This window comes from Pseudomonas rhodesiae, from assembly GCF_007858255.1.
Lineage (GTDB): Bacteria > Pseudomonadota > Gammaproteobacteria > Pseudomonadales > Pseudomonadaceae > Aquipseudomonas > Aquipseudomonas rhodesiae.
In genome coordinates this window covers 86,491-105,108 of sequence record NZ_VFEU01000002.1, presented here as the reverse complement: position 1 = coordinate 105,108, position 18,618 = coordinate 86,491, and the positions used below count along the sequence as shown (strand labels likewise).

Genomic DNA, 18,618 nt, shown 5'->3' with positions numbered 1-18,618 from the left:
GCCGCGCCGGCCCGGCAACACTGCAAGGCATCACCCTCAGCCCGCGAGAACAACAACATGCTGACGATCTACTCGGACGATCATCACCTGCACCACGGCCGCTGCGAACTGATGGATGGGCAACTGATGCCCTGTTTCGAAATGCCCTCCCGCGCCGACCATGTATTGCAGCGAGTCCAGCAACGCGAACTCGGCCCAGTGCAGGCGCCCCACGACTTTGGCCTGGCGCCGCTGGCACGCATTCATGACCCGGCCTACCTGGAATTCTTCAAAGGCGCGTGGGCACGCTGGGCCCTGTCGGGTCATGAGGGCGACTTGCTGCCCTACACCTGGCCCGCCCGCACGTTGCGCCAGGTAATGCCCACCAGCCTGCACGGGCAATTGGGCTATTACAGCTTCGACGGCGGCGCGCCGATCACCGCCGGCACCTGGCAGGCGGCATACAGCGCGGCGCAAGTGGCGCTCACCGCGCAGCAGGCGATCCAAAACGGTGCCCACAGTGCGTTTGCCTTGTGCCGCCCGCCCGGTCACCACGCCGCCGCCGACCTCATGGGCGGTTATTGCTATCTCAATAACGCAGCCATTGCCGCCCAGGCGTTCCTCGACCAGGGCCATCGCAAAGTCGCGATCCTCGATGTGGATTACCACCACGGCAATGGCACCCAATCGATTTTCTACGCCCGCAACGACGTGCTCTTCGCCTCCATCCACGGCGACCCGCAAGCCGAGTTCCCGTTTTTCCTCGGGTATGCCGATGAGCGCGGCGAAGGCGCGGGCGAAGGCTTCAACTTCAATTACCCATTGCCGGCCGGCACCGGCTGGGCGCGTTGGAGCGCTGCACTGGACAGCGCTTGCGCCGAGATCGAAGGCTATGGCGCCGATATTGTGGTGGTGTCGCTGGGGGTCGATACGTTCAAAGACGACCCGATCTCACAGTTCAAGCTCGACAGCCCGGACTACCTGGCCATGGGGCAACGTATCGCCCAACTCGGCAAGCCGACGCTGTTCGTGATGGAAGGCGGTTATGCGGTGGAAGAAATCGGCATCAATGCCGTCAACGTTCTCGAAGGTTTTGAGGGGTCAGCCGAATGAACATATTCAAGTCTCTGTTGCTCTGCGCCGCCGTGGCGAGCAGCGCCGTGCACGCCGAAGAAAAAACCCTGCGGGTCTACAACTGGTTCGACTACATCACGCCCAAGGCGCTGGATGACTTCAAGGCTGCCAACCCGGCGATCAAGCTGATCTACGACATCTTCGATACCAACGAAGCCCTGGAAGCCAAGCTGCTGACCGGCAACTCCGGCTATGACGTGGTGGTACCGTCCAACGTATTTCTGGCCAAACAGATCGAAGCCGGCGTGTTCCAGCCTCTGGACCGCAGCCAGTTACCCAACTGGAACCACCTGGACCCCAAGCTGATGAAGCTGATCGAGGCCAACGACCCCGGCAACAAATTCGCCGTGCCCTACATGTACGGCACCATCCTGATCGGCTTCAACCCGGCCAAGGTCAAGGCGGCGTTGGGCGACGATGCGCCGGTGGACAGCTGGGACTTGATCTTCAAGCCGGAAAACATCAGCAAGCTCAAGCAGTGCGGCGTCGCCCTGCTCGACTCGCCTTCGGAAATCCTGCCCCTGGCCCTGCAACACCTGGGCCTGGACCCCAACAGCCAGAACCCCAAGGACTATGAAAAGGCCGAAGCGCTGCTGCTGAAAATCCGCCCCTACATCACCTACTTCCATTCCTCCAAATACATGGCCGACATCGCCAATGGCGATATCTGCGTGGCCGTGGGTTACTCCGGTAGCTTTTCCCAGGCCGCCAACCGCGCCAAGGAAGCCAATAACGGCGTGACCGTGGACATGCGCCTGCCCAAGGAAGGCGCACCGATCTGGTTCGACATGCTGGCCATTCCCAAAGGCGCGAAAAACCCGCAGGACGCCTACACCTTTATCAACTACCTGCTGCAACCCCAAGTGATCGCGCCAATCAGCGATTTCGTCGGTTACCCCAACCCGAACAAGGACGCCACCGAGCAGGTCGACCCGGCGATCCGCAACAACCCCAACCTTTATCCCACTGAGGCGGCGATGGCCACGCTGTACACCTTAAAACCCCTCGACAACAAGGCCGAGCGCGCCAGGACGCGGGCCTGGACCAAGATCAAGTCCGGCACCTGAGCCGGCCGCCACCTGGGCAATGTGCGAACTGTCCTTTACTGAAGTTCGCCACAGTCATAACCAGGCTTTACGCAGTCGCATCAAGGCCTGGGCGATGGCCGCCTCGGGCACGGCGGCGAACCCCAGCACCAGGCCGGCGCGCTGATCCGGCGCAATGGCCGAGTGCGGCAGCCAATAGCTGCTCAGGCCATTGACCTCGACATCCACCGCGCGGGCCTGTGCCAACAATTGTTGCTCCCGGGCGAGGCTGTCCACCCGCACGGTCAGGTGCAGGCCCGCTGCCACGGTGGGCAACTCGCCTACCCCCGGCAGCGCCGCCGGCCAGCCTGCCAGCAAGGTGTTGCGCCGACTCAGCGCGGCGCGGCGCATGCGGCGGATATGCCGTTGAAAGTGCCCCGCCGCCATGAATTCGGCCATGACTGCCTGGGTACTGACTTCCGAGTGGCGCATGTCCACGGCGCGGCGCCGCGAGAACGCATCCACCAGCCCCGGCGGTAACACCAGGTAGCCCAGGCGCAAAGCCGGAAATGCGACTTTGCCGAACGTGCCGACGTACAGCACCCGGCCGCTACGATCCAGCGCAGCCAGGGGCGACAGCGGTGCACCGCTGTAGCGGTATTCGCCATCGTAGTCGTCCTCGATAATCCAGCCGCCCGTGCGCTCGGCCCAGGCCAGCAGTTCCAGGCGCCGCGCCAGGCTCATTACCACCCCGAGCGGGTACTGATGGGACGGCGTGACATAGGCCACGCGGCAGTCAGCCAAGGTATCGAGCACCTCACACTCGATGCCGTCGGCATCCACCGGCACACCATGCAGGTGCGCACCGGCCAGGGCGAAGGCATGGCCCGCGGCGCGATAGCCCGGATTTTCCACCGCCACGCCGTCACCGGGCTCCACCAGCAGCTGTGCACAAAGGCTGATCGCCTGCTGCGCGCCACTGGTGATCACTATTTGCTCAGCGCAGCACTGCATGCCCCGCGAACTGCGCAGGTACGCCGCGATCAAGCCACGCAGGCGACCGTCTCCGGCAGGGTCGCCGTAGCACAGCTGCTCCAGGTTCGGCTTGCGCCAGAAAGCCCCGTTGAGCTTGGCCCAGACCTCAAACGGGAACAGATCGAAGGCCGGCACGCCGACACGAAACGCCTTCGGCGGGCCAGCCGGCGGCGGCGGCAAATGGTTGTTTTCCAAGCGGCCCAATCCAGCCTTGTGGATAACTTTCGGGAGCGAATTAACCGGTAAATCCAGCCAATTTGTGGATAAGGCTGGGGATAAGCCTGGTGATAACCCTGTGGACAGTTTTGTGGATAGTTTTTCAGCGGTCGGCAATTGGGCAACATAGGTGCCGTCTCCCACCCGCCCTTCGATAAAGCCTTCGGCATACAGCTGATCGTAGGCGCGCACCACGCTGTTACGGGAAATCGCCAAGGCCGCCGCCAGATCACGGCTGGCGGGCAAGCGCGTGCCGCCAACCAAGCGCCCATCCAATACACGCTGGCGCAGGGCGTCGTAGAGCTGGCGGGTCAGGCCCTGGCGGCGGTCCAGCTCGATACCGGCGGGGTTGAATGACAAAGGCGGTGCGATGGGCGACATATTGGACCTATGAAATTGGCCACAGATGGCTCTTACAACAGACCATTAGCCTGCCTAGGATGCAGCCATTCGCCAAGGAAAATAATCATGTACACACCGCGCGCCTTTGCCCTCGACGACTTGCCAGAAATCCAGCAATTGATCCAGCACACCCGTCTGGCGCAGTTGGTCAGCGTCGGCGAACACGGCTTGCAAGCCAGCCACCTGCCGCTGTTGCTCAACCCCGATGAGGGCGCCAATGGCACGTTGTACGGGCATATGGCCAAGGCCAATCCACAGTGGCGCGACTTGCAAAACGGCGCTGAAGCCTTGGTGATCTTTGCTGGCGCCGACGCCTACGTCAGCCCCGCGTTCTACCCGGCCAAGGCCGAACACGGCAAAGTCGTGCCCACTTGGAATTACCTGGCGGTGCACGCCTACGGCAAGGCCGAGGTGTTCACCGATGCCGAGCGCTTGCTGGCCGTGGTCAGCGCTTTGACCGATCGCCACGAAGGCGGCCGCCCGCAGCCGTGGGCCGTCAGCGATGCGCCGGCCGATTACATTGACGGCATGCTCAAGGCCATCGTTGGCTTCGCCCTGCCCATCGAGCGCGTGATCGGCAAACGCAAGCTGAGCCAGAACCGCAGCCAGGCCGACATCAACGGCGTGCGTAACGGCCTGGCGGCCAGCGACGACGTACGCGACCAGACCCTCGCCCGCTTTATTCCCCAAGGAGTTGCTGAATGAGCCAGATCGACATCCGCCCAGTCACCGCCGCCGACCAAGCCGCCTGGCTGCCGCTGTGGCAGGCGTACTTGAAGTTCTACAACACCGAACTGCCGGACGCCGTCACCCAAAGCACCTGGCAGCGCCTGATCGACCCCAGAGAACCGACCCATTCGGCGCTGGCCTGGCAGGACGGCAAGGCGGTGGGCATGGTCAACTTCATCTACCATCGCTCCAACTGGAGCATCGAGAATTCCTGCTACCTGCAGGATCTGTTGGTGGACCCCGCCCAACGCGGCACCGGCGTGGGTCGCAAACTGATCGAATTCGTCTACGCCACCGCCAAAGCCGACGGTTGCTGCAAGGTGCACTGGCTGACCCACGAAACCAATGCCACCGCGATCCAACTGTATGAACGCATCGCCGAACGTCCGGGTTTCATTCAATTTCGCCAAGGTCTTTAAGGAGCGCAGCATGCCCACTTCCCTCGCCGACTGGAAAGGTGCCCCGGCCCCCTCCGCTCAACTGCTCGAAGGGCGCTTTATCCGCCTGGAAAAACTCGACCCCGCACGCCACGCCGAGCAACTGTGGCAAGCCCTCGAAGGCCCCGGCGCCGACCCCAAACTGTGGGATTACTTGCCCTATGGCCCGTTTACCGAGCGCACCGCGTTCGATGCCTGGCTGAACAACCACGCGGCCAACGGCGACCCGTATTTCTTCAGCGTGATCGACCGCGCCAGCGGCGAGGTGCAAGGCATCCTCAGCCTGATGTCGATCGTGCCGGCCCAGGGCCGCATCGAAATCGGCCACGTCACCTTTGGCGCACCGATGCAGCGTTCGCCGAAAAGCACCGAAGCGGTGTACTTGCTGGCCAAGTACGCCTTCGAGCAGGGCTATCGCCGCCTGGAGTGGAAATGCAACAACGGCAACGCCCGCTCCAAGTACGCGGCCGAACGGTTGGGGTTCAGTTTTGAAGGGGTGTTCCGCCAGCACATGGTGGTCAAGGGGCAGAACCGGGACACGGCGTGGTATTCGATTTTGGACGGGGAATGGCCGGTGGTGGGCGCGGCTTTTGAGCAATGGTTATCGGAGGCCAATCAGACCGCTTCGGGGCAGCTCAAGAGCCTGGCGGAGTTCCGCCAGGCGCTTTAAACGTCAGTTCAGCTTCTGCGCCAGCACCGCAATATGCTCCGGCCCGATCCCGCAGCAGCCGCCCAGGTGACTGGCGCCACGGGCCTGCCAGTCGGCAGCCCATTGCAGGTAGCCCGGCGGGTCGAGGTCTTCGCGCAGCGGGTCCAGGCCGTCGTTGGCCGTGGCTTCCTTGGGTTGCGGCGGGAAGGCATTGGCGTAGGCGCCGATCTGGATCTGCACGCCCAGGCGTTCGAAGGTCTGACGCGCCGCATCGATCGCCGCGCCAATCACTTCAGGCTGGCTGCAGTTGAACAGCAGCACCTGTACACCCAATTGCGCCGTCGCCTCGGCCGCGTCCGCCACCGGCTCGCCGGAACGCAGGCGCGGCACTTCATCGGTGTCTTCGTCTTTCAAGGTAAACGACAGCCAGAATGGCTTGCCGTCCTTTGGCAGACCGGCGTGGATCGCCCGCGCCTCGGCGATGGAACTCTGGGTTTCCGCCAGCCACAGGTCGACATAGGGCGCCAGGCCCTGCACCAAAGGCGTGAGCAATTCGGACACTCGCGCCGGCTCGAACAGATCCGGCCGGTACGAGCCGAATAACGGCGGCAACGACCCCGCCACGCGCACCGCTTTGCCCGAGGCGTCCGCTGCGCGGCGCGCCAATTCACCCGCCAACGCCGCCAGGGCCTGGCCTTCGGCGGCAAAGCGCGCTTCGCCGATATGGAACGGCACCACGGCGTAGCTGTTGCTGGTGATCACGTCGGCGCCGCTGTCGATGTAGGCCGCGTGCACCGCCTCTACCGCTTGCGGGGCCTCGCTCAGGGCCAGCGCCGACCACTCCGGCTGCCGGAAGGGCGCGCCGCGCCGTTGCAGTTCACGGCCCATGCCGCCGTCGAGAATTACTGTGCTTTTAGCGCCCATATAGCTTTTACTCATATGCTTATGAAAATAACTCACTATGAGAGTCGTTCTTATAACTATTTAATGCGTACCAATCGGTTAATAACAACTTCTTTTTTAATCAGGTGTTCATTTTGAAACTCAAACCGCTATTGGCCCTGGGCCTGACGATGCTGGCCGCTTCAACCCAAGCCTTTGGCGGCGCCACGCTGGATCGGATCGAACAGAAAAAAGAACTGGTGGGCGTGCTGATGGAAAGCTACCCGCCGTTTTCGTTTCTCAACGATCAGAACCAGCTCGACGGCTTCGATGTCGACGTGGCCAAGGCCGTGGCGCAGAAATTGGGCGTGAAGCTGCGCCTGGAAACGCCGTCCTGGGACGTGATCGCCGCCGGCCGCTGGAGCGGGCGCTATGACATCTGCATCTGCTCCATGACCCCAAGCAAAGCGCGCGCCGAGGTGTTCGACTTCCCGGTTGAGTACTACGCCTCGCCTGCGGTGATTGTGGTCAACGCCAAGGATGAGCGCATCCACGGCGCCAAGGACCTGAGCGGCAAAAAGGTCGGCCTGACCAGTGCCTCCAGCTATGAAAGCTACCTGAATAAAAACCTGGTGATCGAAGGCGCTGAGGACACGCAGTTGCAGTACCCGTTCGAAGACGTGCAAATCGCACCGTACGACACCGACAACGTGGCATTTCAGGACCTCGGCCTGGGCGCGGGCGTACGCCTGGATGCGATCCTCACCAACCTGGTCACTGCCCAGCCGCGCCTGAATCAAGACAAGCGCTTCAAGCTGGCTGGCGAGCCCCTGTATGCCGAGCCCAACTCGGTAGCCATCGAAAAAGGCGACCCGCAGTGGGACAGCAAAGTGCGTGAAGTCTTCGCGCAGTTGAAACAGGACGGCACCTTGAGCAAGCTGTCGCAAAAATGGATCGGTGCCGACATCAGCCAATGAGTCATCTCCCCAAACCTGCGCGCGGGCTGTTCGGTTTTCGCACGCGCCTGTACCTGACCTGGGCGGCATTGTTTGCCCTGTTCGCCAGCTTCTTCCTGAGCTTTGACCTGAAGTTCTCGATCATCCTCGACAAGCTGCCCAACCTGGTCGGCGTGCACCTGGCGCCCAATGGCTTCCTGCAGGGCGCGGCGCTGACACTGTTCCTGTGTCTGTGCTCGATGCTGGCGTCGTCGGTGCTGGGCTTTATCACTGCCCTGGGGCGCCTGTCGAAAAGCGCCGTGGCCTTTGGCATTGCCAGTTTCTATGCGTCGTTCTTCCGCGGCACGCCGCTGCTGATTCAAATCCTGCTGATCTACCTGGGCCTGCCGCAACTGGGGCTGGTGCCGGGCGCAATCGTCGCCGGGATCATCGCGCTTTCACTGAACTACGGCGCGTACCTGAGCGAGATTTTCCGCGCCGGCATCCTTGGCGTCCCCCAGGGCCAACGGGAAGCCGCCCTGGCCCTGGGCATGCGCGACCGTGAGATCTTCTGGCACGTCACCCTGCCCCAGGCCATGCGCACCATCATCCCGCCGGCCACCAACCAGTTCATCTCGATGCTCAAGGACTCGTCACTGATCTCGGTGATGGGCGTATGGGAAGTGATGTTCCTGGCGCAGTCCTACGGCCGTTCGAGCTACCGCTACATCGAGATGCTCACCACCGCCGCGATCATCTACTGGGTGATGTCCCTGGGCCTGGAACTGATCCAGGCACGCATGGAGCGGCACTACGGCAAGGGCTATGCGGGGCGGGGGTGAAGGGTGTCGATCGCGCCTGATTCACCGTGCACTCAATGCTGTGCAGATTTAACGAATTGTTTTATCGCAACGGACTAGAGACATCTCCCGCAAACCCGCAGCAACCGGCCTGACAGTTATCCCCCAGACACCTCGCTAAATTCCCCGCCTCATACATCACGAGGTGGGTTTACATGCCGCTCATACACAAGCAATTCGCACTCGCCATCACCTTGGCATTGGGTGCAATCGGGGCTCAACATGCACAGGCTCGCGGCGATATGGCGCCAGAGGATGAAGTGCTGCAGCCACTTAGAATGAGCAGCACCAAACACCCTTATCAGCCGGTGACGCCCGCACCGGAAGACTTTTATTTCGCCGACCGTGCCCTCAGCCGCAACGGCCTGAGCGTGGCCCGTGTGTTGGATGCGGCGGTAGACGAACTGCTGGCATCGGATGAATTCGGCCCACGGGAGAAATACCATCTGGAACATTACGCGCAGTATCTCGCCAGCCTCGAACCCGGTCGCCTGGGGGTTTGGCTTGAGCAACTGGCGGGCAGCCATAACGCCAACCTAGGCACGGCCACCCAAGCCAGCTTGGAGCCTTTGAACGCCAGCCTGCTTTCGGCCATCCGCCAGTTGGATAACGACACCGACGAGGCAGGCCGCGTGTGGCTGCAGGCCTTTGGAAGCAGCGGCAATCTCGACGCACAACACGGCAGCGCCGGTTTGAAACAGCGTCGCCAAGGCGTGTTGCTGGGTGCCGACTGGTCCCTCGATCAAGCTTGGCGGATCGGCCTGGTGGGCGCCAAATCCGCTAGCGACCTCAGCGCCGGTCGTTTCAAGGGCGACGTGGACAGCTGGCACCTGGGCGCTTACGCGGCACGTCAGGACGGGCCGATTGCACTGCGCCTGGGTGCGCTGTACAGCCGCCACGCGGGGCAAAACAAGCGCGAGGTCGATTTCAATTTCATCGATTACCGCGAACATCTCACCGGCCAATACAAGGCCGTCAGCCAGAATGTATTCGCCGAATTGGGCTATCGATTGGACACCGGCGACCTACGCGCCGAACCGTTTGCCGGTATCGGCTTCGCGCGTTATCACCGTCAGGGTTTTCAGGAAAAAGGCGGCTACAGCGCGCTGAATGTCGGGTCTCAGACTCAACAAAACCTCAGCAGCACCTTGGGTCTGCGGGTGGCCAAGGACTTCACGCTGGATAACCAGATGACCCTCAAACCGAACCTGAGCGCCAGTTGGAAACACCTGTATGGCGACGTGAGCAGTCGCGTGCGTCAGTCGTTCGTTGAGGAGAAACGCGAAGACTTCAACAGCGAGTTCACCATCGGCGGCACGTCCCTGGACCGAGATAACCTGACCCTGCGCACCGGCCTGGATCTGGCACTGTCGGCCGAACACAGCGTGGGCCTGACTTACACCGCCGCCTTCGGCAGCCACAGTCGCAACCAAGGCTTGATGGGGCAGTGGGCGATGGCGTTCTAAGGCGTCAAATCCGGCGCAAAAAAAAGGGGAGCACCTGCTCCCCCGAGGATTAAGCGGTTGTATCGAAGGCTGTATCAGCCTTCGATTTCAATCAGGATTTCGCCAGGGTTGACCCGATCGCCCTTGGCCACATGCACGGCCGTCACCTTACCGGCAATGGCGGCCTGCACTTCGGTCTCCATCTTCATGGCTTCGGTGATCAACACAGCCTGACCGGCTTTGACCATGTCGCCTTCCTTGACCAGTACATCGACGATATTGCCCGGCATCGCGGTGCTCACATGGCCCGGCGCCGTGGCGTGCTTGCGCTGGTTACCGCCGCTGCTGACGAATTCATTGAGCGGTTCGAACACCACTTCTTCCGGCATGCCGTCGATGGACAGGTAGAAGTGGCGCTTGCCTTCGGCCTTCACGCCTACACCAGTGATGTCGACGCGGTAGCTTTCGCCGTGCACGTCAATGACGAACTCGGTCGGCACCCCTTCGCCACCGGCACGGGCCACGCCGCCGGCTTCTGGGATCGGCAACAGCACTTCCGGCGCCAGCGTCCCGGCTTCGCGCTCTTCAAGGAACTTGCGCCCGATGTCCGGGAACATGGCGTAGGTCAGCACGTCTTCTTCAGACTTGGCCAGCCCACCGATTTCCCCACGCAGCTTGGTCATTTCTGGCTTGAGCAGGTCAGCCGGGCGCACGTCGATCACGTCTTCGCTGCCAATGGCCTGACGGCGCAGTTTTTCGTTCACCACGCCCGGCGCTTTGCCGTAGCCACCTTGCAGGTACAACTTCACTTCGTTGGTGATGGTCTTGTAGCGCTCACCGGCCAGCACGTTGAAGAACGCCTGGGTGCCGACGATTTGCGAGGTCGGGGTCACCAACGGTGGGAAACCGAGGTCTTCGCGTACCCGCGGGATTTCCGCCAGCACTTCGCTCATGCGGTTGAGGGCGCCCTGCTCTTTGAGCTGGTTGGCCAGGTTGGAAATCATGCCGCCCGGCACCTGGTTGACTTGCACGCGGGTGTCGACTGCGGTGAATTCGCTCTCGAACTGGTGGTACTTCTTACGCACCGCGTAGAAGTACAGGCCGATCTCTTGCAGCAGCTCCAGATCGAGGCCGGTGTCGAACTCACTGCCCTTAAGGGCGGCGACCATCGATTCGGTGCCTGGGTGGCTGGTGCCCCAGGCGAAGCTGGAGATGGCGGTGTCGATATGGTCGGCACCGTTTTCGATGGCCTTGAGTTGGCACATCGCAGCCAGGCCGGCGGTGTCGTGGGAGTGGATAAACACCGGCAGGCTCTGCTCGGCTTTCAGCGCCTTGACCAGTTCGCCGGTGGCGTACGGCGTCAGCAGGCCAGCCATGTCCTTGATCGCGATGGAGTCGCAGCCCATGGATTCCAACTGCTTGGCCTGGGCGACGAATGCCTCGACGGTGTGCACGGGGCTGGTGGTGTAGGCGATGGTGCCTTGGGCATGTTTGCCGGCGGCCTTCACCGCTTCGATGGCCACGCGCAGGTTACGCACGTCGTTCATCGCATCGAAAATGCGGAATACGTCGATGCCATTTACAGCCGCCTTGGCCACGAAGGCTTTGACCACGTCATCGCTGTAGTGGCGGTATCCCAGCAGGTTCTGCCCACGCAGCAGCATTTGCAGGCGCGTGTTGGGCAACGCGGCGCGCAGTTTGCGCAGGCGCTCCCATGGGTCTTCCTTGAGGAAGCGCACGCAGGCGTCGAAGGTTGCGCCGCCCCAGACTTCCAGGGACCAGTAGCCGACTTTGTCGAGCTTGTCGCAGATCGGCAGCATGTCGTCGGTGCGCATGCGGGTGGCCAGCAACGATTGGTGGGCGTCGCGCAGGATGGTGTCAGTAACGAAGATCTTTTTAGTCATTGGTATCTCCTCATAGCGGCAAGTTTCAAGCTACAAGCCGCAAGAAAAAGCCAATCTGCCTTTACTTGCAGCTTGCCGCTGACAACTTGCCGCTGTTTATTCATAAACCCGCATGCGCGGCAATGGCGGCGGCGATGGCCAGGGCCAGCTCTTCGGGTTTGCGCTTGATCGAGTAGTTGGTCAGCTCAGGGTGGCTTTCCACAAAACTGGTGTTGAACTGGCCGCTGCGGAATTCCGGGTTGCGCAGGATTTCCTGATAGTAGGCGGCGGTGGTCTTCACGCCTTGCAGGCGCATGTCGTCCAGGGCACGCAGGCCGCGGTCCATGGCTTCTTCCCAGGTCAACGCCCAGACCACCAGTTTCAGGCACATGGAGTCGTAGAACGGCGGGATGGTGTAACCGGTGTAGATCGCCGTGTCGGTGCGCACGCCGGGGCCGCCGGGGGCGTAGTAACGGGTGATCTTGCCGAAGCTGGGCAGGAAATTGTTCTTCGGGTCTTCGGCGTTGATACGGAACTGCAACGCAAAGCCACGGTGCTGGATGTCTTCCTGTTTCACCGACAACGGCAGGCCCGAGGCGATGCGGATCTGCTCACGAACGATGTCGATCCCGGTGATTTCTTCGGTGATGGTGTGTTCCACCTGCACCCGGGTGTTCATCTCCATGAAGTACACCTCGCCCTCGGCGAGCAGGAACTCTACGGTGCCGGCGTTCTCGTACCCCACGGCTTTGGCCGCGCGCACCGACAGGTCACCGATGTAGGCGCGCTGTTCGGGGGTCAGCTGCGGGCTGGGGGCAATCTCGATCAACTTTTGGTTACGGCGCTGGATCGAGCAATCGCGCTCGAACAAATGCACCACGTTGCCAAAGCTGTCACCGAGGATCTGCGCCTCGATGTGCTTAGGATTGACGATGCATTTTTCCAGGAACACTTCCGCCGAACCGAAAGCTTTGGTGGCTTCGGAGATGACGCGGGGGAAGGCTTGTTCGAGTTCTTCGCGGCTGTTGCAGCGACGGATGCCGCGACCGCCACCACCGGACGTGGCCTTGAGCATCACCGGGTAACCGATACGGTCGCCTTCGGTGAGCGCTTCGTGGATGTCGGCCACGTTGCCTTCGGTGCCGGGGGTAACCGGCACGCCGGCCTTGATCATGCTGCGGCGCGCTTCGGTCTTGTCGCCCATGCGGCGGATCACTTCAGCGGCGGGGCCGATGAACTTGATCCCACGTTCGGCGCAGATATCCGCCAATTCAGCGTTTTCCGACAGGAAACCATAGCCAGGGTGCAGGGCATCGCAACCGGTTTCCACCGCCAGGTTCACCAGCTTGCGCGGGTTGAGGTAGCCCGCCAGAGGCTCGGCGCCGATGCTGTGGGCTTCGTCGGCCCGTTTGACGTGCAACGCGTGGCGGTCGGCATCGGAATAGACCGCGACCGAACGGATACCCATCTCGGCGCACGCCCGCACGATGCGGACGGCAATTTCACCGCGGTTGGCGATCAGGATCTTTTTTATCACTTGGAAATTCCCTTGAGCCGATTGCTGCGTTCTTCGACCCGCTGAAGCCGGGTCGACGCGTGACCAAATGTTTCAGGTCAGTCGCGAGACACACACTAAGCCGCGCAAGGGATTAACAAAAATCAATAATTATTGGGTCGTGCATAAGTAAAGACTTATAGTTGGCCGGACGGCCTTGGGCGAAAGGAATGAAATAATGCGTAAGTCATTGATGCGTATGACGTTGCGTCAATTGCAAATCTTCAATGAAGTGTGCGATTTGCGTTCTTACAGCCGCGCCGCCGAGGAAATGTCCCTGACACAACCGGCGGTCAGCCTGCAAATCCGCCAGCTCGAAGAGCTGATCGGCCAGCCGCTGTTCGACTATGTCGGCAAGAAACTCTATATGACCGAGGCCGCCGAGGCTCTGCAACGGGCCAGCCGCGATATCTTCGGGCGCCTGGAAAACCTCGATATGCAGTTGTCGGACATGCAGGGCTCGCTGCAAGGCCAGTTGAAGCTGGCGGTGGAGTCCAGCGCCAAGTACTTCGTGCCGCACCTGTTCGCCGCCTTCAAGCGCCAGCACCCGGAGGTGCAACTGCAACTGACCGTGGTCAACCGCGCCCAGGTGATCCGCCGCCTCTCGGACAACCGGGACGACCTGGTGATCATGTCCATGGTGCCCCAGGACATGGGCCTGGAATTCCTGCCCTTCCTGAATAACCCCATCGTCGCCGTGGCGTTGCCGGATCATCCGCTGAGCCTGCAAGGCCCACTGCGCCTGCAAGACCTGGAACCCTACACTTTGCTGCTGCGCGAGCCCGGCTCCGGTACACGGCTGGCCTGCGAAGAGTACTTCAAGGAAAAACGTGTGCACTTCACCCAGACGGTGGAAGTAGCCTCGGCCGAAGCGCAGCGCGAATGCGTGGTGGCCGGCCTGGGCATCGCCCTGCTGACCCGCCACGCCCTGAACCTGGAACTGGCCACCGGCGGGCTCAAAGAGCTGCCGGTGGAAGAGCTGCCGCTTTACCGCAGTTGGTGCCTGGTGCAGGCCAAGGCCAAGCGCCTGTCACCGGTGGCCCATGCGTTCCTGGGCTTTATCCGCAGCGAACGGGTGCAGATCAGCGCGCTGGCTGAGCGCTTCGCTGGGCGGCCGCGGGTGCCTGCCAATGAAGTTCCGGGTAGTCACTGATGCTCTGGAGCAATTGGCGCTCCTCACAACGGTCTTCGATTGCGCGACGAAACGCCATGCGGCGCTGGTCTTCCTGCTGACGACGGGTCTTGACGGCGCTGTTGCTGTCTTCGTAGGGACGTGCCATTTGGAATCTCCCAATGCGAGTACGGGAGTTCAGGATGGCCTTGGGGGATGACGGGGCGATGACAGCCTGATGAAGATTCTGGACACACAGGACAATCCAATGTCGGAGAGGGCAAGCGCCCTCCCACATTTGCCTGTATCTACAGCGTTCAGTCGTCGAGGGCTTTGACGGATTTGGGCGAGAGACGCAGGCTGCGCAAGCTGCGCTTCACGCTCTTGAGGTGATTGACCAGGCTCGGCCCGCGCGCCATGGCCACGCCCATGGCCAACACATCGATCACCACCAGATGGGCGATACGTGAGGTCAGCGGGGTGTAGATTTCAGTGTCTTCGTGCACATCGATGGCCAGATTGACCGTGGACAGTTCCGCCAATGGCGTCTGGCTCGGGCACAGGGTGATCAACGACGCACCGCTTTCACGCACCAGGTTGGCGGTGATCAGCAGGTCCTTGGAGCGGCCCGACTGGGAAATGCAGATCGCTACGTCGGTCGGCTTCAAGGTCACGGCCGACATCGCCTGCATATGCGGGTCGCTGTAGGCCGCCGCCGTGAGCAATAGACGGAAGAATTTGTGCTGGGCATCGGCCGCTACCGCACCGGAGGCGCCAAAACCGTAAAACTCCACACGCTGGGCCTGAGACATGGCCGTCACGGCTTTTTGCAGCGCCACCGGGTCGAGCTTTTCGCGCACTTCCATCAGGGTGTGCAAGGTGGTGTCGAAGATTTTCAGGCTGTAGTCGGCGACGGAATCGTCTTCGTGAATCGCGAACTGACCAAAGCTGGCGCCAGCAGCCAGGCTTTGGGCCAGTTTGAGTTTTAAGTCCTGGAACCCGGAACAACCGATGGCGCGGCAAAAACGCACGATGGTCGGTTCGCTGATGCCCACGCTGTGGGCCAGGTCGGCCATGGAACTGTGCATCACAGCCGCAGGGTCAAGCAGCACATGATCGGCAACCTTGAGTTCCGATTTGCGTAACAGGTGGCGCGACTGGGCGATATGTTGCAACAGGTTCAAAGGGCAGGACTCTTGTTATTGGCAGGGCCAGGGGATGTAGCAAGCTTGTAGTTATACTACAAGAATTGCGCTTTTGCCCGTCCAACACGTCACTAAATCGCCCTGCTGCCCTCTGATTCAAAGGGCAGACGCTTTGTAGCCACAATGGCGCCCTCGGCGCCCCTAAGGAAAATCCGCATTTTTCCGTAACAAATCCGCCACCCCCTCGGCCTGCATCGGCCGACTGATCAGATAGCCCTGCACCTCGTCGCACTGCTCTGCGCGCAGGAAATCCAACTGCTGGTGATCTTCCACCCCTTCGGCCACCACCTTGAGCGCCAAGCCGTGGGCCATGGCGATGATCGCGCGAGTGATCGCCGCGTCTTCGCGACCTTGGCCCAGGCCGCGAATAAACGTTTGATCGATCTTTACGTAATCCACCGGAATGCGCTTGAGGTAACTGAGGGACGAATACCCCGTGCCAAAGTCATCGATGGCCAGCTTCACGCCTAGATCGCGTAATTGCTGGAAGGTCGCAATGATGTGTTCGACGCTGTCGAGCAACTGACTTTCGGTGAGTTCCAGCTCCAGGTACTGCGGGTCCAGACCGGTTTCCTCCAACACCTGGCGCACCAGGCTGACCAGTTTGCCCTGACGCAGTTGGTGCACCGACAAATTCACCGACACCCGAATCGGCGCCAACCCCTGACGCTGCCATTCGCACGCCTGCCAGCAGGCTTCACGCAACACGAACTCCCCCAGCGGCACGATCAGGCCGGTCTCCTCGGCCAGGCCGATAAACTCGGCCGGCGGCACCATGCCCCACTGCGGATGCTCCCAGCGGATCAGCGCCTCGGCGGCGTTGAGCTTGCCGGTGGCCAGGCACAACTTGGGCTGGTAGAACACGCTGAGCTGGCGCTCTTCGATGGCTTTGCGCAGGTGGTTTTCCAGCTGCAAGCGCTCCAGGGTGCTGGCTTGCAGGCTGTCGGTGTAGAACTGGAAGTTGTTGCCGCCCAGATGCTTGGCATGTTGCATGGCCATGTTGGCTTGGCTGACCAGCGCGGAAATTTCCCGTGCGTTATCCGGCAAAAGGCTGACACCCATCGACGCACTGACCACCAATTCATGCCCCTCCACCGTGACCGGCACCCGCAGCTTGGCCAGCAGCCGCGTGGCCACCCGCGCCAGGCTCGACAGGCTGCCGTAGGCATCGAACAACACGGCAAATTCATCGCCGGACAAGCGCGCAATAGTGTCGGCCTCGGGCAAGGCGTTGATCAGGCGGCGCGCCATTTTCTGCAGTAGCTGGTCGGCCACTTCGTGCCCCAGGCTGTCATTGAGCAGCTTGAAGCGGTCCAGATTGATGTGCAGCAGCGCCAGGCTGCGCCCTCCTTTACGCACTCTTTGATGGGCTTCACGCAGACGTTCACGGAACAGCGAGCGGTTAGCCAGGCCGGTCAGTTCGTCGTAGTGAGTAAGGTGACGCATGCGTTCTTCGGACTCGCGGCGCGCCGACAAATCGGCGAAGAATCCCACGATATGACTGACGTTTCCCCGAACATCGCGCACTACATTCAATTGCAGCCATTGCGGGTAGAGTTCGCCGTTCTTGCGCGTTTCCACCAATTCGCCCTGCCAGGTGCCGTGCGTGAGCAGTGCCTGACGGATCATCGGGAAGTGACGCCGCGCATCGCGGCTGCTGGGCAACTCCACCACGTTGCGGCCCAGCATGTCATCGCGATCAAAGCCGGTGACACGGCTGAACGCCTGGTTGACGGCAATCAGCACGTAGTTCGGGTCGAGGATTACAATGCCTTCGCTGGCCGCCTCGAACACCGTCGATGCCAGGCGCTGTTGCTCTTCCAGGGCTTTGCCGGCGCTGATATCCCGGCGGGTGCCGAGCATGCGGATCACGCGCCCGCTGGGGCTATGTTCAACCGCACGGCCGCGGTCTTCGATCCAGACCCAGCGACCGTCGGCGTGCCGCACACGGTATTCCACCTGGTAGTCCTCGCTACGGCCTTTGAGGTGCTCTACCAGTGCGCGCTTGAGCAATGGCAGGTCATCGGGGTGCAGGCGCGGCTTGAGGTGACTGAGCATGGCCGTGATGCATTCAGACTCCAGGCCGAACAGCTCTTTGATCTGGGTGTGATGCACTTCGTCGGTTTGCAGGTTCCAGTCCCACAGCCCCAACTCACTGGCCTGCAACGCCATGGCCAGGCGCGCTTCGCTTTTATTCAGGGCCTGGCTGGCGAGGTCTAGTTCCTGGCTACGTTGCGCCACGCGATCCTGCAAGCCGACTTGTACGTCGCGCAATTCCTGCTCGACCTGACGCCGTTGCTCGACTTCACGCACCAGGTCCTGATTCAACTGCTCACTGCGCTGCTGCGCCTGCTGCAGATGCTCGATCAATGCCTGGTTCTGAAAGCGACGCAATAAGCCACGCTGAATCAGGCGATTGACCTGCCATGCCACCAGGCTCAAGGACGCCAGCAGAATCAGGCCGAGTACGCCCCAACCTTGTTGCTGCGGCTCGCCGTTCCAGAACAGATAAACAATGGAAGGCACCAGGCAGGGCAAAGCAAATGACAGAAACGCAGGAAAACTCACGGCATACGCCACGCTGGCCGACAACGTGGCCGCTCCGATCAAGCCGAACACCCAGGCCTGCTGCATAAAGCTGTTGACCGGCGCCAGGGCGATGGCGGCGGTGGCCAAGGTCAGACCGCTGACTGCCGAACCGAGCATGAACATGCGTCGCCAAATCGGCCTGGCCTGACGGCTGGGCATGGCCGAATCGAACGCCGCCACCTGGATCACGCGCAGCGCCACCAACGCCAGCAGCCACACCAGCCAGATGCTGTCGAGCAGGTATTGGGCGGGGTTCCACAACAACCAGGCACACACCACTCCGTTGACCAGCATCAACAAGGTCGGCAGCAGCGACCCCTGATACAACAGGCGTGTGCGTTCGACGGCCATTTCGGTGGCGTACTGTTTGTGAATAACCTGCGCGGGCGCGGGCGCGGCCGAGGAGCTGGGCAGGTCAGTGCTGAGGGTCATAGGCAGTGTTCTTATAATGGTGAGCCCGAAACGTCGACGGAGCATACACAAGCAAGCGCTCCGGCCAAACTGCTCCACGTCATAAAAACCTCACGGCTGCGCCGCGCAAACCTTT

The 18,618-nt window shown here is 61.6% G+C and carries 16 protein-coding genes; 9 read left to right on the top strand and 7 right to left on the bottom strand.

The genetic code is table 11. The features are described from left to right. The first annotated feature begins 57 nt into the window (after positions 1–57). Together FIV35_RS02745 and FIV35_RS02740 are read left to right on the top strand one after the other, a co-directional pair. Positions 58–1,092 (top strand): histone deacetylase family protein, encoded by a 1,035-nt coding sequence (locus tag FIV35_RS02745; protein WP_034139852.1) that lies wholly within the window; start codon positions 58–60, stop codon positions 1,090–1,092. Continuing rightward, entirely contained in the window at positions 1,089–2,180 is a 1,092-nt protein-coding gene (locus FIV35_RS02740; RefSeq protein WP_034139853.1) for a polyamine ABC transporter substrate-binding protein, read from the top strand. Before FIV35_RS02745 ends, FIV35_RS02740 begins: the two co-directional genes overlap by 4 nt. Before the next feature lie 54 nt (positions 2,181–2,234). Here FIV35_RS02740 and pdxR read toward each other — a convergent pair whose 3' ends face one another. Further along, a complete protein-coding gene (pdxR, locus tag FIV35_RS02735; RefSeq protein ID WP_034139854.1) occupies positions 2,235–3,770 on the bottom strand; it encodes a MocR-like pyridoxine biosynthesis transcription factor PdxR in 1,536 nt (511 codons plus the stop codon). A gap of 87 nt (positions 3,771–3,857) precedes the next feature. Between pdxR and FIV35_RS02730 the strand changes: the two genes are divergently transcribed. The 3 genes from FIV35_RS02730 to FIV35_RS02720 are packed head-to-tail and all read left to right on the top strand — an operon-like array spanning position 3,858 to position 5,627. After that, complete coding sequence (locus FIV35_RS02730; protein WP_034139855.1) at positions 3,858–4,496, top strand: FMN-binding negative transcriptional regulator; 639 nt, start codon at positions 3,858–3,860, stop codon at positions 4,494–4,496. Then, positions 4,493–4,939, top strand: coding sequence for a GNAT family N-acetyltransferase (locus FIV35_RS02725; RefSeq protein WP_034139856.1), 447 nt, complete (start codon positions 4,493–4,495; stop codon positions 4,937–4,939). The genes FIV35_RS02730 and FIV35_RS02725 overlap by 4 nt, the downstream gene beginning before the upstream one ends. Before the next feature lie 10 nt (positions 4,940–4,949). Further along, the gene (locus FIV35_RS02720) at positions 4,950–5,627 is read left to right on the top strand and encodes a GNAT family N-acetyltransferase (RefSeq protein ID WP_034139857.1); all 678 of its coding nucleotides are present in this window, start codon (positions 4,950–4,952) and stop codon (positions 5,625–5,627) included. Between the two features lie 3 nt (positions 5,628–5,630). Here the strand turns inward: FIV35_RS02720 and FIV35_RS02715 are convergent, their stop codons facing one another. Further along, complete coding sequence (locus FIV35_RS02715) at positions 5,631–6,530, bottom strand: homocysteine S-methyltransferase family protein (RefSeq protein ID WP_034139858.1); 900 nt, start codon at positions 6,528–6,530, stop codon at positions 5,631–5,633. Between the two features lie 113 nt (positions 6,531–6,643). On the opposite strand from FIV35_RS02715, the gene FIV35_RS02710 reads away from it, so the two are divergent. From FIV35_RS02710 to FIV35_RS02700, 3 genes are all read left to right on the top strand, one after another. Next, complete coding sequence (locus FIV35_RS02710) at positions 6,644–7,465, top strand: ABC transporter substrate-binding protein (protein ID WP_034101542.1); 822 nt, start codon at positions 6,644–6,646, stop codon at positions 7,463–7,465. Then, positions 7,462–8,265, top strand: coding sequence for an amino acid ABC transporter permease (locus FIV35_RS02705; RefSeq protein WP_034101543.1), 804 nt, complete (start codon positions 7,462–7,464; stop codon positions 8,263–8,265). The genes FIV35_RS02710 and FIV35_RS02705 overlap by 4 nt, the downstream gene beginning before the upstream one ends. Positions 8,266–8,438: 173 nt before the next feature. Continuing rightward, positions 8,439–9,749, top strand: coding sequence for an autotransporter outer membrane beta-barrel domain-containing protein (locus FIV35_RS02700; RefSeq protein ID WP_034139859.1), 1,311 nt, complete (start codon positions 8,439–8,441; stop codon positions 9,747–9,749). A gap of 74 nt (positions 9,750–9,823) precedes the next feature. Here the strand turns inward: FIV35_RS02700 and oadA are convergent, their stop codons facing one another. Further along, on the bottom strand, positions 9,824–11,632 hold the full coding sequence (gene oadA / locus FIV35_RS02695) for a sodium-extruding oxaloacetate decarboxylase subunit alpha (RefSeq protein WP_034139860.1): 1,809 nt from the start codon (positions 11,630–11,632) through the stop codon (positions 9,824–9,826). 100 nt (positions 11,633–11,732) lie between these two features. Beyond that, positions 11,733–13,148, bottom strand: a complete 1,416-nt coding sequence (locus tag FIV35_RS02690; protein ID WP_034101546.1) for an acetyl-CoA carboxylase biotin carboxylase subunit — start codon at positions 13,146–13,148, stop codon at positions 11,733–11,735. Between the two features lie 196 nt (positions 13,149–13,344). Here FIV35_RS02690 and FIV35_RS02685 point away from each other — a divergent pair, with 196 nt between their 5' ends. Beyond that, positions 13,345–14,319 (top strand): LysR family transcriptional regulator, encoded by a 975-nt coding sequence (locus FIV35_RS02685; protein ID WP_034101547.1) that lies wholly within the window; start codon positions 13,345–13,347, stop codon positions 14,317–14,319. Here the strand turns inward: FIV35_RS02685 and FIV35_RS02680 are convergent. The 3 genes from FIV35_RS02680 to FIV35_RS02670 all read right to left on the bottom strand — a co-directional run bounded on the left by FIV35_RS02680 (position 14,249) and on the right by FIV35_RS02670 (position 18,503). After that, positions 14,249–14,446, bottom strand: a complete 198-nt coding sequence (locus FIV35_RS02680) for a PA3496 family putative envelope integrity protein (RefSeq protein WP_080761500.1) — start codon at positions 14,444–14,446, stop codon at positions 14,249–14,251. The genes FIV35_RS02685 and FIV35_RS02680 overlap by 71 nt on opposite strands. A gap of 148 nt (positions 14,447–14,594) precedes the next feature. Beyond that, on the bottom strand, positions 14,595–15,461 hold the full coding sequence (hexR, locus tag FIV35_RS02675; RefSeq protein ID WP_003187110.1) for a transcriptional regulator HexR: 867 nt from the start codon (positions 15,459–15,461) through the stop codon (positions 14,595–14,597). A gap of 162 nt (positions 15,462–15,623) precedes the next feature. After that, entirely contained in the window at positions 15,624–18,503 is a 2,880-nt protein-coding gene (locus FIV35_RS02670) for a GGDEF domain-containing phosphodiesterase (RefSeq protein WP_034139861.1), read from the bottom strand. Between the last annotated feature and the right edge of the window lie 115 nt (positions 18,504–18,618).